The following is a 12243-nucleotide window of genomic DNA, read 5'->3' as shown; positions in this document are numbered from 1 at the left end:
CCGCCAGTACGACCAGTGCCGCGATCACGATCCAGGTGACCATGTCTAGTCGTTCACCTGCACTTTCACGCCCGGGCTGGCCACCGTCTCGTACACCCGCATGATCTGGCCGGCCACCACCGACCAGTCGTATCGGGCCACGCGCTCGGTGGCCGCCTCGATGTACCGCGCACGCAGCGCGTCGTCGGCCAGCACCTCGATCAGGGCGTCGGCCAGTGCATCGGCGTCGCCGACCGGCACCAGCCGGCCGGCCTGACCGCCGTCGAGGACGCGGCTGAAGGCGTCCAGCTCGCTGGCCACCACCGCGGTGCCCGCCGCCATCGCCTCGACGAGCACGATGCCGAAACTCTCCCCGCCGAGGTTGGGTGCGCAGTAGATGTCGGCACTGCGCATCGCCGCGGCCTTCGCGTCGTCGTCGACCTGGCCGAGGAAGCGCAGATGGCCGGCCAGCTCTCCGGCTTCCTCCCGCAGGTCGGCTTCGTCACCGCGGCCCACGATCAGGATCTCGATGTCGGCGAACCGCCGTACGAGTTTCGGCAGGGCGCCGAGCAGCACCGGCATGCCCTTGCGGGGTTCGTCGAACCGCCCGAGGAACAATACGCTGCGGCCGGGGCGTGGATAGCCCTCCAGCCGAGGCGCATTCGCGAACGACGGCACGTCGACCCCGTTCGGTATCTCGACCGCATCCGAGCCGAGCGCCTCCATCTGCCAGCGCCGGGCCAGGTCGGACACCGCGATGCGGCCGACGATTTTCTCGTGAAAGGGTCGCAGGAGACCCTGGAACACACTGAGCGTCAACGACTTCGTGGTCGAGGTGTGAAACGTCGCCACGATCGGGCCTTCGGCCGCCTGCAAGGCCAGCATGGACAGGCTGGGGGCGTTGGGCTCGTGCAGGTGCAGCACGTCGAAATCCCCCTCCAGCAGCCACCTCTTGACCTTGCGGTGGGTGGCGGGCCCGAACCGCAACCGGGCCACCGACCCGTTGTACGGGATCGGGACGGCCTTGCCGCCCGACACCACGTAGTCGGGCAGCTTCACATGCGGCGAAGACGGCGCCAGGACGCTGACGTAGTGCCCGCCCGCGCGCATCACCTCGGCCAGCTGCAGCACATGGGATTGCACACCGCCCGGCACATCGAACGAGTAGGGGCAGACCATCCCGATACGCATGAGCTCAGGTTCCCAACCGGGCGCGGCGTTCGTCGGACAGGTCGGCCAGCCATTGCGGCTGCAGCATGTGCCAGTCGGCGGGGTGGGCGGCGATGTTCGTCGCGAACCGGTCGGCCAGCGCCTGGGTCACCACGACGACGTCGTTCGACGAGGTGTCGATGGCATCGAAGATCTCGACCACACAATCGTCCCCGTCGTAGTGGACGTGCGCCGGGTGCAGCGGTGCGCCGGTTTCGATGGCCAACTTGGCCGAGCCGGCGGGCATCCGGGTCAGTTCACCGAAGAACTTGACCTCGACACCGTTGCGGGTGAGATCGCGGTCCGCCATCAGGCAGACGAACATGTTGTCCCGCAACCGTTCCGAGAGCACCTCGAACGGCGGACGCTCCCCGCCGGAGAGCGGGAACACCTCGAAGCCGAGGCTCTCGCGGTAATCGATGAAACGGCGGTACAGCGATTCGGGTTTGAGTCGCTCGGCGACGGTGGCGAAGGTGCCGTACTGCTGGGCCAGCCACACTCCGGCCATGTCCCAGTTACCGCTGTGCGGCAGTGCCAGCACCGCGCCCCGGCCCGCTTCGTGGGCAACCCGCAGCTTGTCCGCGCCGACGAACACCTCGTCGAGACGCTTTGCCACAGCGGTCAGATCCATCGACGGCAACCGGAACGCCTCCCGCCAGTACCGGGCGTATGAGGCCAGTGAAGCACGCATCAGCTCGTCGGGCACCTCGGCCGGGGAAACCCCGATCACCCTGGCCAGGTTCTTGCGCAGCTGCTGCGGACCCCCACCCCGGGCGGCGTAGCGGGCGCCCGCGTCGAACACGTTGCGCGCCACCACTTCCGGCATGGACCGGACCAGCTGCCAACCTGCCGCATACCCCAGATCGGTCACCTGTCCGGAAAACGGGATGTTCACGACGCTCCCGGCTCCTTCGTGTCGCCGTTGTCCGGTGGGGACGGCTGCAGCGGCTGCAGCAGGTCCATGGCTCCGGTCGAGGTGCGAACGGTGTGCACGCGCTGCGCCACGGTGACGACGCTGGCCACGGCCAGCACCCACATGGCCACCGGCAGGGCCCAGGGCAGCGGGAAGAACGGCAGATCCGACAGCCCGGCGCCGGCCAGCACGATCACCAGGCGCTCCGGGCGTTCGATGATGCCGCCGTCGCCGCGCAGGCCACTGGCCTCGGCGCGCGCCTTGATGTAGGAGATGACCTGGGAGGTGACCAGGCAGATCAGCGTGGCGACCACCAGCGGCGGACTGTCCAGGCCGAAGGCCGCCCACCACAGCAGCCCGGCGAAGATCGCGCCGTCGCTGATCCGGTCGCAGGCCGCGTCCAACACCGCGCCGAACCGGGTTCCACCGCCGCGCTCCCGGGCCATCGCACCGTCGAGCATGTCGGCCAGGACGAAGAACCAGACCGCGATGGCTCCCCACCACAACTGGCCGATCGGGAACAACGTCAGGGCGGCGACCACCGACGCCGCGGTCCCGACGATCGTAACGATGTCGGGCGTCAGCCCGGCCCGCAACGCCGTCTTGGCCACCGGCCGCGACAGCTTCGCATACGCCGCCCGCGTCATCAGGTAGAAGTTGCTCACGGGTCCATATCCCGTCGCTGCCCGCGCCCGGACTGGCGCGACCATTCCGTGGCCAGCAGCTCGCGGGTCTCGCTCAACAGCTGCGGAATCACCTTGGCGCCACCGATGATCGTGATGAAGTTCGCGTCGCCGCCCCAGCGCGGCACCACGTGCATGTGCAGATGCTCGGCCAGCGATCCGCCTGCCGAGGTGCCCAGGTTCAGGCCGACGTTGAACCCGTGTGGACGCGAGACGGCCTTGATCACGCGAATCGCCTTCTGCGTGAACGCCATCAGTTCGGCGCTCTCCGCGTCGGTCAGGTCCTCCAGCTCGGAGACCCGCCGGTAGGGCACCACCATGAGATGGCCGGGGTTGTACGGGTAGAGGTTGAGCACGGCGTAGACCAGTTCCCCGCGGGCCACCATGAGCCCGTCCTCGTCGGACATCTCAGGGATGTCGGTGAACGGCTGTGACGAACCGGCCGATCCGATCTTGCTGTCGTTCTTGACCGCATCGACGATGTAGCTCATCCGGTGCGGTGTCCACAGTCGCTGCAGGTGATCCGGTTCGCCCACGCCGTGGTCGATGATGGACCGCTCGTCGCCCGTCATTCGCCTACCCGTCGGTTCTTCGCGCGAGCGCTCATCACAAGCCCACCGGTACCAGGTCCGCCGTCGGCACCGCGTTGTTGCGATCGGCGATCCACTGCACGATCGCCTCCACGGCCTCGTCACGGGGCACCCCGTTGATCTGGGTGCGGTCACCGAACCGGAACGAGACCGCGCCGGCCTCTAGGTCCTTGTCCCCCGCCAGCAGCATGAACGGCACCTTCTGGTTGGTGTGGTTCACGATCTTCTTCGCCATCCGGTCGTCGCTGCCGTCGACCTCGACCCGCACGCCACGCGACTTCAACTGGGCGGCAACGTCATACAGGTAATCCAGATGCGCGTCGGCGACCGGGATGCCGACCACCTGCACCGGCGCCAGCCAGGCCGGGAAGGCGCCCGCGTAGTGCTCGGTGAGCACCCCGAAGAACCGTTCGATCGAGCCGAACAGGGCGCGGTGGATCAGAACGGGTCGTTGCCGCGACCCGTCGGCAGCGGTGTACTCCAGCTCGAAACGATCGGGCATGTTGAAGTCCAGCTGGATCGTCGACATCTGCCAGTTGCGGCCCAGCGCGTCCTTGACCTGAACCGAGATCTTGGGCCCGTAGAACGCCGCCCCGCCCGGATCCGGCACCAGATCCAGGCCCGAGGCCTCGGCGACCGACCGCAGGGTCTCGGTGGCCTCATCCCACATCTCGTCGGAACCCACGTACTTGTCGGGGTCCTTGGTGGACAGCTCCAGGTAATAGTCGTCCAGGCCGTAGTCCGAGAGCAGGTCGAGCACGAACTGCAGCAGCGAGGTCAGCTCGTCGCGCATCTGTTCACGCGTGGTGTAGATGTGCGCGTCGTCCTGGGTCATGCCGCGCACCCGGGTCAACCCGTGCACCACGCCGGACTTCTCGTAGCGGTACACCGAACCGAACTCGAAGAGCCGCAACGGAAGTTCGCGGTACGAGCGGCCCCGGGCCCGGTAGATCAGGTGATGCATCGGGCAGTTCATCGGCTTGAGGTAGTAGTCCTGGCCGGGCTTGCGCACCGTGCCGTCCTCGTTGAACTCCGCATCGATGTGCATCGGCGGGTACATGCCGTCGGCGTACCACTCCAGGTGCCCCGAGGTGATGTACAGGTGTTCCTTGGTGATGTGCGGGGTGTTGACGAACTCGTAGCCGGCCTCGGAGTGCTTGCGCCGCGAGTAGTCCTCCAGCTCCTTTCGGATGACACCGCCCTTGGGGTGGAACACCGGCAGGCCCGAGCCCAGCTCGTCGGGGAAGCTGAACAGGTCGAGTTCGACACCGAGCTTGCGGTGGTCGCGGCGCTGCGCTTCCTCGATCAGTTCGAGGTGGCGGTCCAGGGCCTCCTGCGACTCCCAGGCCGTGCCGTAGACGCGCTGCAGGCTGGCGTTGTTCTGGTCGCCGCGCCAGTACGCGGCGCTGCTGCGGGTCAGCTTGAACGCCGGGATGTACTTGGTGGTCGGGATGTGCGGGCCGCGGCACAGATCCCCCCACACCCGCTCCTTGGTGCGGGCGTTGAGGTTGTCGTACGCAGTCAGCTCGTCGCCGCCGACCTCCATCACATCGGGGTCACCCGACTTGTCGTCGACGAGCTCGAGCTTGTACGGCTCATTGGCCAGCTCCTCACGCGCCTGGTCCTTGGATTCGTACACGCGCCGCGAGAACAGCTGACCGTCCTTGACGATCTTCTGCATGCGCTTCTCGAGCTTTTCCAGGTCCTCGGGCGTGAACGGCTCGGCGACGTCGAAGTCGTAGTAGAAGCCGTCGGTGATCGGCGGGCCGATACCGAGCTTGGCCTGCGGGAACAGGTCCTGCACGGCCTGGGCGAGCACGTGGGCGCAGGAGTGCCGGATCACGCTGCGGCCGTCCTCGGTGTTGGCGGCCACCGGCGTCACCTCGACATCGATGTCCGGGACCCACGACAGGTCACGCAGCCGTCCCTCGGCATCGCGCACCACCACGATCGCGTCCGGGGTTCCCCGGCTGGGCAGATCCGCCGCACGCACCGCCGCGCCGGCGGTAGTCCCGGCCGCGACCCGGATCGGGGCAGCTGGGGCTGGACTGGGGGCGGCGCTCATCGGGGAGTCTCCTACCATGCGGGGGCTAGTGCGAACGCTGTCATGCTATCGGTGTGGGCTATCGGTGTTGCTGATCAGGACCCCAGCCCGATGGGACTCTTGAGCCACGGCTGCTCCAAGCCCACCAGACCCGCGACGAGGCCGATCGCACCGAACAGCCACAGCGTGGCCACCACGATCAATGCCGTGAACGCGGCGCTGAGCCCCTTGACCGCGATGTGCTGGCGATCGAACCAGGCCATGACGGCGTCGTAGCGGACCCTGACGTAGTGCAACGCCCGCTTGGCGAAGGCAAACTCGCTGGCCAGAATCGCCAGGCCGAGGAACACGATGGCCCAGCCGGGACCGGGATACGGAATCGCGATGATGCCGACCGCGAGCACGATCGTGCCGACGACACCGATGGCGATCCGGTACGCGAAGTCGGCGGCCGGGCGTGCGCGAAGCTTGTCGCGCCATGCCGTCCATCGTCGCTTCACCTCGGCGAGGTTGTCCGCGAGGCTCATGGCTGCCCCGGCTTGAGTCGTACGAACAACGCTTCGGCCTCGGCGAGTACGTCGTCGCCGTCGGACAACTGCCCCCGGACGAAGATCTTGCGCCCCTCGATGCGGTCGATGCCCGCCAGCACCTGCAGATCCTGCTGGATCGGGGCGATCTTGCGGTAATCGACGTGCAGGTATGCGGTGCGCTGGTACATGCTGCCGGTCAGTTTGGCGGCGGTGTAGCCGAGCAGGGAGTCGAACAACAGCGCCAGTGAACCGCCGTGCACCGCGCCGTTGCGACCGAGGTGAAAGCGCCGGAAATGGGCCGTCCCGGCGATGCGGTTGTCGGCGGTACGTTCCAGATGGACCGGCACGTTGTTGACGTTGCCACGGTTGGGTAGGTCCAGACGACGGCCGGACGGTGAATTCCATTCGTCGGCTTCATACGGCGCGAGCAGCGCCGAGACCTTCTCGATCAGGTCGGCGGCCTCGGTGATCACCTCGTCCGGCGCGTCGGCGCTACGCGCGTGGTCCTGCAGAGTGCGCACCGCCTCGATGAACCGGCCGTAATCGGGGCCGCCACGATCGGTGGGCTCGGGCGGGTTGAACCCTCCGCCGGGGTGCGTAGTTTCTCGGGCCACGAAGCCACCGTATTAGTGCCATGGTGGTGGCGTGAAACCGCACGACCTGGCGCAGCTGTCGTTGACCTATCCGGAGGTGGGTGCCACCGCAGGCGAACTGCCCGACGGGTATCACCACACCCGGGCCTCCACCGTGATCGGCACCGGCCGCGAACGCTTCGAACGCGCCGGCGCCGCCGTGTTGCGGTGGGGCATGCAACGCGGCGCCGGCCTGCGGGTGCAGGCCACCACCGAGGCCGCGACGGTGGGCACCGACCTGGTGGTCCGACTCGGCCCGGTACCGGCGCCGTGCCGGGTGGTCTACGTGCTCGACGAACCCGATCGGATCGGTTTCGCGTACGGCACGCTGGCCGGTCATCCCGAGTCCGGTGAGGAACTGTTCTCGGTGCGCTATGACCCGGCCACCGACAGCGTGCACGCCGAGGTGGTGGCGTTCTCCCGGCCGGCCACCTGGTGGAGCCGGGTGGGCGGTCCGGTGACACGGTTGCTTCAACGGCTGGTGACGCGCCGCTATCTCACCGGAATCTGACTACCTGACGATGGCCGAGCCGGGCTCGCGTGGTGCCCCCAGCATGTCCCGGTGCGACGGCGGCACCCGCCCACCCTCGTCGGTGATGCCGTACCGGGCCGCGAGTTCGGCGCCGATGACGGTCTTTCCGGACAGCTGCGCCACCTCCGGGTCGCGGTACAGCGCGTCGATGAGATGGCCGGTGAATTCCGGGGTTTCAGCATGCTCGGCGGTCTTGGCGAGCGCCTCGGGGTTCCCGGCGAACGCGGCCTTGAACTTCTCGGTGAGCAGGATGCCCATCCAGATCGACACCGTCGAGACACCGGTACCGGCGAAATCGACCGCCATGTCGGCGGCCAGCTTGTCCACTCCGGCCTTTTGGGCTCCGTAGGCCGGGCCGTGCATGTAGCAGACCGATCCGGGCGACGAGGTGAACGCGATCAGCCCGTGGTCGGCGGCCAGCAGCAGCGGCGCGGCATGCCAGGACGCCACGTAGGCCGAGCGCAACCCGACATCGAGCACGTCGGCCAATGCGATCGGCTTCTCCCAGAAGGGTTTCGGGTTGACCAGGTCGTCGTGGATCGCCGCGGCATTGTTGACCAGCAGGTCCAAACGGCCCTCCGCGTCGGCGATCCGCGCGAACAACGCGCCCACCGCGGCGTCGTCGGAGTGATCGACCTGGACCGCGATACCGCCCTCCCCCGGGTCGGTCACGGTCCGGCCGGTGACATACACCCGCCATCCCCTGGCGAGCAGCGCCGCGGCGATCCCGCGGCCCGCGCCGCGGCTCGCCCCGGTGACGACGGCGATCGGAGTCTTCACGGACATCAACCTACGGTGTAACGGTCGGCGCCCCGGCAGGCACTCAGTTCGGTAGGCATCCGAACTCGAAGGGACCGACCATGACCGTCATCCAGCAACCCCTGGGCCACAGCACCGCCCGATCGATTCTGACCAGTGCCGGCACGCTGCTGCCGCGCTACGGACTGGTGGCGGTCATCGCCTGGATCGGGGCGATGAAGTTCACGGCGTACGAGGCGCACGGGATCGAGCCACTCGTCGCCAACAGCCCGTTGATGAGCTGGATGTACGGCATCTTCTCGGTCACCACGTTCTCGGCGCTGCTCGGCGTGCTCGAACTCGCGACCGCGGCCCTGCTGGCCGTCAGGCCGTGGTTCCCGCGGGCGTCGGCAGTGGGCAGCGTGCTGGCGATCGGACTGTTCATCGCCACCATCAGCTTCCTGTTCACCACGCCCGGGGTCAGCGAAGCAGCGGCCGGTGGCTTCCCGGTGCTGTCGGCGACCGGCCAGTTCCTGGTCAAGGACCTCGCATTGCTCGGCATCTCGGTGTGGACCTTGCTCGACGCGTTGTCCACCCGGGCCGCCGAACACCGTTGAGTCGCTACGATTCGGCAATGGCCACGAGCGCGGCCGAGTCTGAGGCCGTTCTCATCGCCGCCCTGCGCGCCGGCGATGAGGCGGCCTTCGCCGCGCTCGTCGACCTGCACGCCGCGACCATGTTGCGAGTGGCGCGCGGCTACGTCTCGACCCACGAGCTCGCCGAGGAGGTCGTCCAGGAAACCTGGATCGCCGTGTTGCGCGGCATCGACCGGTTCGAAGGCCGATCATCGCTACGCACATGGCTTTTCACGATCATGGTCAACATCGCCAAGGCTCGCGGTGTGAAAGAACGACGCCACACCGATCTCGAGGCGCTCGCGGTCAGCGGGGGCACTGTGGACCCGGCCCGGTTCCGGGAAGCCGGGGACGCCTGGCCGGGGCACTGGAAGGAAAACGAGGCGCCGGTCCCCTTCCCGGATACCCCGGAGGGTTCGGTGCTCGGCGGGGAGCTGATGGAGCTGGCCCGCCGCGAACTCGACAAGCTGCCACCGCGCCAGCGCCAGGTGGTGACGCTGCGAGATGTACTGGGCTTCGAATCCGCCGAGGTCAGCACCTTGCTGGAGATCAGCGCGGCCAATCAGCGGGTGTTGCTGCACCGGGGCCGGGCCGCCGTGCGCCAAGTGCTGGAGGATTACCTGAAGGAGAGGGTGTGACCGCGATGGACGGCTCGATGAACTGCAACGAACTCGTGGAACTGGTCACGGCCTATCTCGACGGCTCGCTGGATCTGGAGACCAGGGCACGCTTCGACGTCCACCTCCTGGAGTGCGACGGCTGCCAGAACTACGTTCAGCAGTTGCAGGCCACGGTCGACACGCTGGGACGGATCCGCGACGACAATCTCGACCCGGCGTTCCGCGACCGGCTGCTGTCGGCGTTCCGCGACTGGAAGTGACGTAGCTAGCTGGCCACGCTCCACGCGACGGGCAGATGTTTGACCCCGTGCACGAACGCCGAGCGCAGGATCGCCGGTTCACCGACCGCCACGATGTCGGGCACCTGACGGCGCAGTTCGTCGAACGCCACCCGGATCTCCCGGCGGGCGAGATTGGCTCCCAAGCAGAAATGCACTCCGCCACCGCCGAACCCCACCTGCGGGTTGGGGTTTCGCAATACGTCGAACCGCCACGGATCCGCGAAGGTCTGTTCGTCTCGGTTGGCCGAGTTGTACCACATCGAGACCTTGTCGCCCGCCTTCATCTGCACGCCGCCGCGCTCCACATCCTCGGTGAGGGTGCGCCGCATGAAGATGATCGGTGACGCCCACCGCACGATCTCCTCGACCGCCGTCGGCGACACCGCGTCGAAGTCGTTCCACCATTTCGCGCGTTCGTCGGGGAAGCGGCTCAGCGCCACCATGCCATGGCTGATCGCGTTGCGGGTGGTGTCGTTGCCCGCAGCCGTCAGCAGGATGAAGAACGACGCGATCTCGTTGGATGACAACCGTTCTCCGTCGACCTCGGCCTGGACGAGACTGGTGGTCAGGTCGTCGGCGGGATGCTCGCGACGCTGTTCGGCCAAATTGATGCCATAAGTGGCGAGTTCGGTGGCCACCTGAAAGTAGGCGCCGTAATCATCGATGGACACCTCCTCGTCCCCGGCACCCATGAGCACCGTGGTCCAGTGGAAGAGCTTGGCGCGATCGGCTTCCGGGATGCCCATCATGTCGCAGATGATCTGCAGCGGCAGCGGCGACGCCACGTCCTCGACGAAATCCGCGGTGCCATCTGGATGTGCGTCCACCATGGCCGAGACCAGCTGCCGGGCCTGATCCCGCACACTCTGCTCGATCTGCGCGATCACCTTGGGTGTGAAGGCCCGGTTGACGATGCACCGCAGCCGGGTGTGCCGGGGGTCGTCCAGCGTGATCATCGACCCCAAGAACTCGGCGATCTCGGCGGGGACGTCGTTGAGTGTGGTGCTGGTCGGGCTCGAACTGAACAGTTCGGGATGCCGGCTGGCGAAGTGGACGTCGTCGTAGCGGGTAAGTGCCCAATGCCCGGCGCCGCCGGGAAATCCGGCGTAGTCGGCCACCCCGAAGAACGAGATCGGGGCATCGCGACGAAGGGTGGCAAATGCGCCGTCCCGCACGTCATCGTCACGTGCCCAGAAGTCGAGCGATCCCAGGTCGATTTCGGCGAGCGGCACCGGCGGTGGCGCGCTGCCGTTGGTGCGGTGGGCAATGCCGGTGATCGTCGTCATCGTGGTCCTCCCCGCGCTCGGGCGGCACGGACCACGGCCAGGCCCGCAGCGCTTACCGCAGTGTGACACCAATCACACACATGCGTCCAGGCTTGCGAGCCCGATTGCGCCACAACTGTTGTCGTGTGCAATCAATCCAGCCCGACCGCCGCGATCTCGTCACTGGTGGTCAGCCAGGCGTCGGGTTGCGCGGCGAGGTACTGCAGCACCTGGTCGAGGTACTTGTGCCGGAACGGTTGGTCGATCACGAACGGGTGCAGCGCAAGCGCCATCACCCGGCCACTGGTCGCTGAATCCGCGCGCAGCTGCTCGTACTGGTCGATCACCATCTGGACGAATTCCGCTCCGGTGAAACCTTTCCCGAAGATCAGCAGGTCGTTGAGCTCCACCGAGTACGGCACGCTGAGCATGCCGGGGACGGTCAACGGGTAGGGCTGGTCATCGTTGGTCCAATCGAGGACGTAGCGAAAACCCAGCTCGGCCAACAGTTCCGGAGTGCGCGCCGTCTCGGTCAGACCCGGCCCCATCCAGCCGATCGGGCGATGGCCCGTGGCACCGGCGATGTCGTCGGCGGCCCCGCCCCACAGGCCACGTCCCGTCTGCTGACCGAATTGTCTGCCGAGCGGACCCGGCTCGACCGGGCGATCCGCGACTTGTCGACCTCGCGCGAGATCCTCGATGGGGTGATCGACGCGGCGTCGGGGTGACGCAGCTCTTACAGGCTGTCGATCGCCGCCCGCAGGCGCCGGCCCACCTCGCCGGCGATCTCGGCCAGCGCGGGCTCGTCGGTCACTTCGGCCATCAGGTTGGGGTTCATCGCTTCGACGACCACCACCGAGTCATCGCCGCGACCGGTGCGCAACACCACGTTGCACGGCAGCAGCACGCCCACCTGGGGAAGCGCCTTGAGCGCCTGCTGGGCGAACTGGGGGTTGCAGGCACCCAGGATCAGGTAATCCCCCAGCTCGTCACCGGCACCCCCGCCCAGTTTGGCGTTGAGCGTGGTCTTGATGTCGATCTCGGTCAGCACACCGAACCCCTGATCGGCCAGCGCTTGTCGTGTACGAGCGACGGCCTCGTCGAACGGGCCTCGTGTGGTGGCCACCAACGCGATGTCCATCGTGGTTTCCTTTCGTCCCGTCGTCGCACCCGCGTTTGACCTCACGCTACGCGCCGAGGTGTCGCACCGTGCGGAACAATCGTGGGCGCGATGACTGATGACGACGACTCCCCCGCGCCCAACCGGCGAGTGCATGTGCTGCGCCTCGTCGCCTTCGCGGCATTTCTGTTCGGGCTCTTCTACCTGACGGCCGTCGCGCGCGTCGTCGACATCGATGACATCCGGGGCGCGGTGGCCGCCACCGGACCGGCCGCGCCGCTGGCCTACGTCGTCGTATCGGCCGGCCTGGGCGCGCTGTTCGTGCCCGGCCCGATCCTGGCGGCGGGCAGTGGCGTGCTGTTCGGTCCGGTGCTGGGCACCTTCGTGACGCTGGGCGCGACGGTGGGCACGGCCGTGGTGGCCAGTCTGATCGGGCGGCGCGCCGGCCGGGACAGCGCCCGCGCTCTGCTCG

The 12243-nt window shown here is 67.6% G+C and carries 16 protein-coding genes and 1 pseudogene; 6 read left to right on the top strand and 11 right to left on the bottom strand.

Annotated features, from left to right (window positions below):
- Positions 1-45: 45 nt before the first annotated feature.
- The 7 genes from BN4332_RS02630 to BN4332_RS02600 form a co-directional block, all read right to left on the bottom strand.
- Entirely contained in the window at positions 46-1170 is a 1125-nt protein-coding gene (locus BN4332_RS02630) for a glycosyltransferase family 4 protein (RefSeq protein ID WP_066897049.1), read from the bottom strand.
- 4 nt (positions 1171-1174) lie between these two features.
- Entirely contained in the window at positions 1175-2083 is a 909-nt protein-coding gene (locus BN4332_RS02625; protein ID WP_066897048.1) for a phosphatidylinositol mannoside acyltransferase, read from the bottom strand.
- On the bottom strand, positions 2080-2766 hold the full coding sequence (gene pgsA, locus BN4332_RS02620; RefSeq protein WP_066897047.1) for a phosphatidylinositol phosphate synthase: 687 nt from the start codon (positions 2764-2766) through the stop codon (positions 2080-2082). Before pgsA ends, BN4332_RS02625 begins: the two co-directional genes overlap by 4 nt.
- The gene (locus BN4332_RS02615) at positions 2763-3356 is read right to left on the bottom strand and encodes an ATP adenylyltransferase (RefSeq protein WP_066897046.1); all 594 of its coding nucleotides are present in this window, start codon (positions 3354-3356) and stop codon (positions 2763-2765) included. Before BN4332_RS02615 ends, pgsA begins: the two co-directional genes overlap by 4 nt.
- Before the next feature lie 34 nt (positions 3357-3390).
- Positions 3391-5439: a threonine--tRNA ligase gene (thrS, locus tag BN4332_RS02610; protein ID WP_066897045.1), complete on the bottom strand. Its 2049-nt coding sequence runs from the start codon at positions 5437-5439 to the stop codon at positions 3391-3393.
- A gap of 74 nt (positions 5440-5513) precedes the next feature.
- The gene (locus BN4332_RS02605; RefSeq protein WP_066897044.1) at positions 5514-5945 is read right to left on the bottom strand and encodes a TIGR02611 family protein; all 432 of its coding nucleotides are present in this window, start codon (positions 5943-5945) and stop codon (positions 5514-5516) included.
- Positions 5942-6562 carry a PaaI family thioesterase gene (locus BN4332_RS02600; protein WP_066897043.1) on the bottom strand — a complete coding sequence of 207 codons (621 nt, stop codon included), beginning with the start codon at positions 6560-6562 and terminating at the stop codon, positions 5942-5944. The genes BN4332_RS02605 and BN4332_RS02600 overlap by 4 nt, the downstream gene beginning before the upstream one ends.
- Before the next feature lie 31 nt (positions 6563-6593).
- Between BN4332_RS02600 and BN4332_RS02595 the strand changes: the two genes are divergently transcribed.
- Positions 6594-7091 carry a DUF1990 domain-containing protein gene (locus BN4332_RS02595; RefSeq protein ID WP_066897042.1) on the top strand — a complete coding sequence of 166 codons (498 nt, stop codon included), beginning with the start codon at positions 6594-6596 and terminating at the stop codon, positions 7089-7091.
- Here the strand turns inward: BN4332_RS02595 and BN4332_RS02590 are convergent, their stop codons facing one another.
- Positions 7092-7898 (bottom strand): SDR family NAD(P)-dependent oxidoreductase, encoded by an 807-nt coding sequence (locus tag BN4332_RS02590; RefSeq protein ID WP_066897041.1) that lies wholly within the window; start codon positions 7896-7898, stop codon positions 7092-7094. It lies immediately after the preceding gene.
- Between the two features lie 74 nt (positions 7899-7972).
- Here BN4332_RS02590 and BN4332_RS02585 point away from each other — a divergent pair, with 74 nt between their 5' ends.
- From BN4332_RS02585 to BN4332_RS02575, 3 genes are read left to right on the top strand one after another with little or no spacing between them, the layout of a single operon-like run.
- A complete protein-coding gene (locus BN4332_RS02585) occupies positions 7973-8467 on the top strand; it encodes a YkgB family protein (RefSeq protein ID WP_066897040.1) in 495 nt (164 codons plus the stop codon).
- Between the two features lie 17 nt (positions 8468-8484).
- Positions 8485-9123: an RNA polymerase sigma factor gene (locus tag BN4332_RS02580; protein WP_066897039.1), complete on the top strand. Its 639-nt coding sequence runs from the start codon at positions 8485-8487 to the stop codon at positions 9121-9123.
- Between the two features lie 5 nt (positions 9124-9128).
- Positions 9129-9365: an anti-sigma factor family protein gene (locus BN4332_RS02575; RefSeq protein ID WP_235654227.1), complete on the top strand. Its 237-nt coding sequence runs from the start codon at positions 9129-9131 to the stop codon at positions 9363-9365.
- 5 nt (positions 9366-9370) lie between these two features.
- On the opposite strand, the gene BN4332_RS02570 is transcribed toward BN4332_RS02575, so the two are convergent.
- A complete protein-coding gene (locus BN4332_RS02570; protein WP_066897038.1) occupies positions 9371-10672 on the bottom strand; it encodes a cytochrome P450 in 1302 nt (433 codons plus the stop codon).
- 131 nt (positions 10673-10803) lie between these two features.
- A pseudogene (locus BN4332_RS02565) lies at positions 10804-11241 on the bottom strand (polysaccharide deacetylase family protein); the annotation flags it as partial.
- On the opposite strand from BN4332_RS02565, the gene BN4332_RS02560 reads away from it, so the two are divergent.
- Positions 11215-11379: a hypothetical protein gene (locus BN4332_RS02560; RefSeq protein ID WP_200820250.1), complete on the top strand. Its 165-nt coding sequence runs from the start codon at positions 11215-11217 to the stop codon at positions 11377-11379. The pseudogene BN4332_RS02565 and the gene BN4332_RS02560 sit on opposite strands and share 27 nt — an antisense overlap.
- An 8-nt stretch (positions 11380-11387) precedes the next feature.
- On the opposite strand, the gene BN4332_RS02555 is transcribed toward BN4332_RS02560, so the two are convergent.
- Positions 11388-11792, bottom strand: a complete 405-nt coding sequence (locus tag BN4332_RS02555) for a DUF302 domain-containing protein (RefSeq protein ID WP_066897037.1) — start codon at positions 11790-11792, stop codon at positions 11388-11390.
- A 90-nt stretch (positions 11793-11882) separates the two neighbouring features.
- On the opposite strand from BN4332_RS02555, the gene BN4332_RS02550 reads away from it, so the two are divergent.
- Positions 11883-12243: TVP38/TMEM64 family protein (locus BN4332_RS02550; protein ID WP_200820249.1), on the top strand; the 361-nt coding region annotated here is incomplete at its 3' end.

It is taken from the genome of Mycolicibacterium houstonense (genome assembly GCF_900078665.2).
GTDB classification, from domain to species: Bacteria; Actinomycetota; Actinomycetes; order Mycobacteriales; family Mycobacteriaceae; genus Mycobacterium; species Mycobacterium houstonense.
Note: the sequence above shows the minus strand (reverse complement) of the source record. Positions and strands in the feature narration are given on the sequence as shown.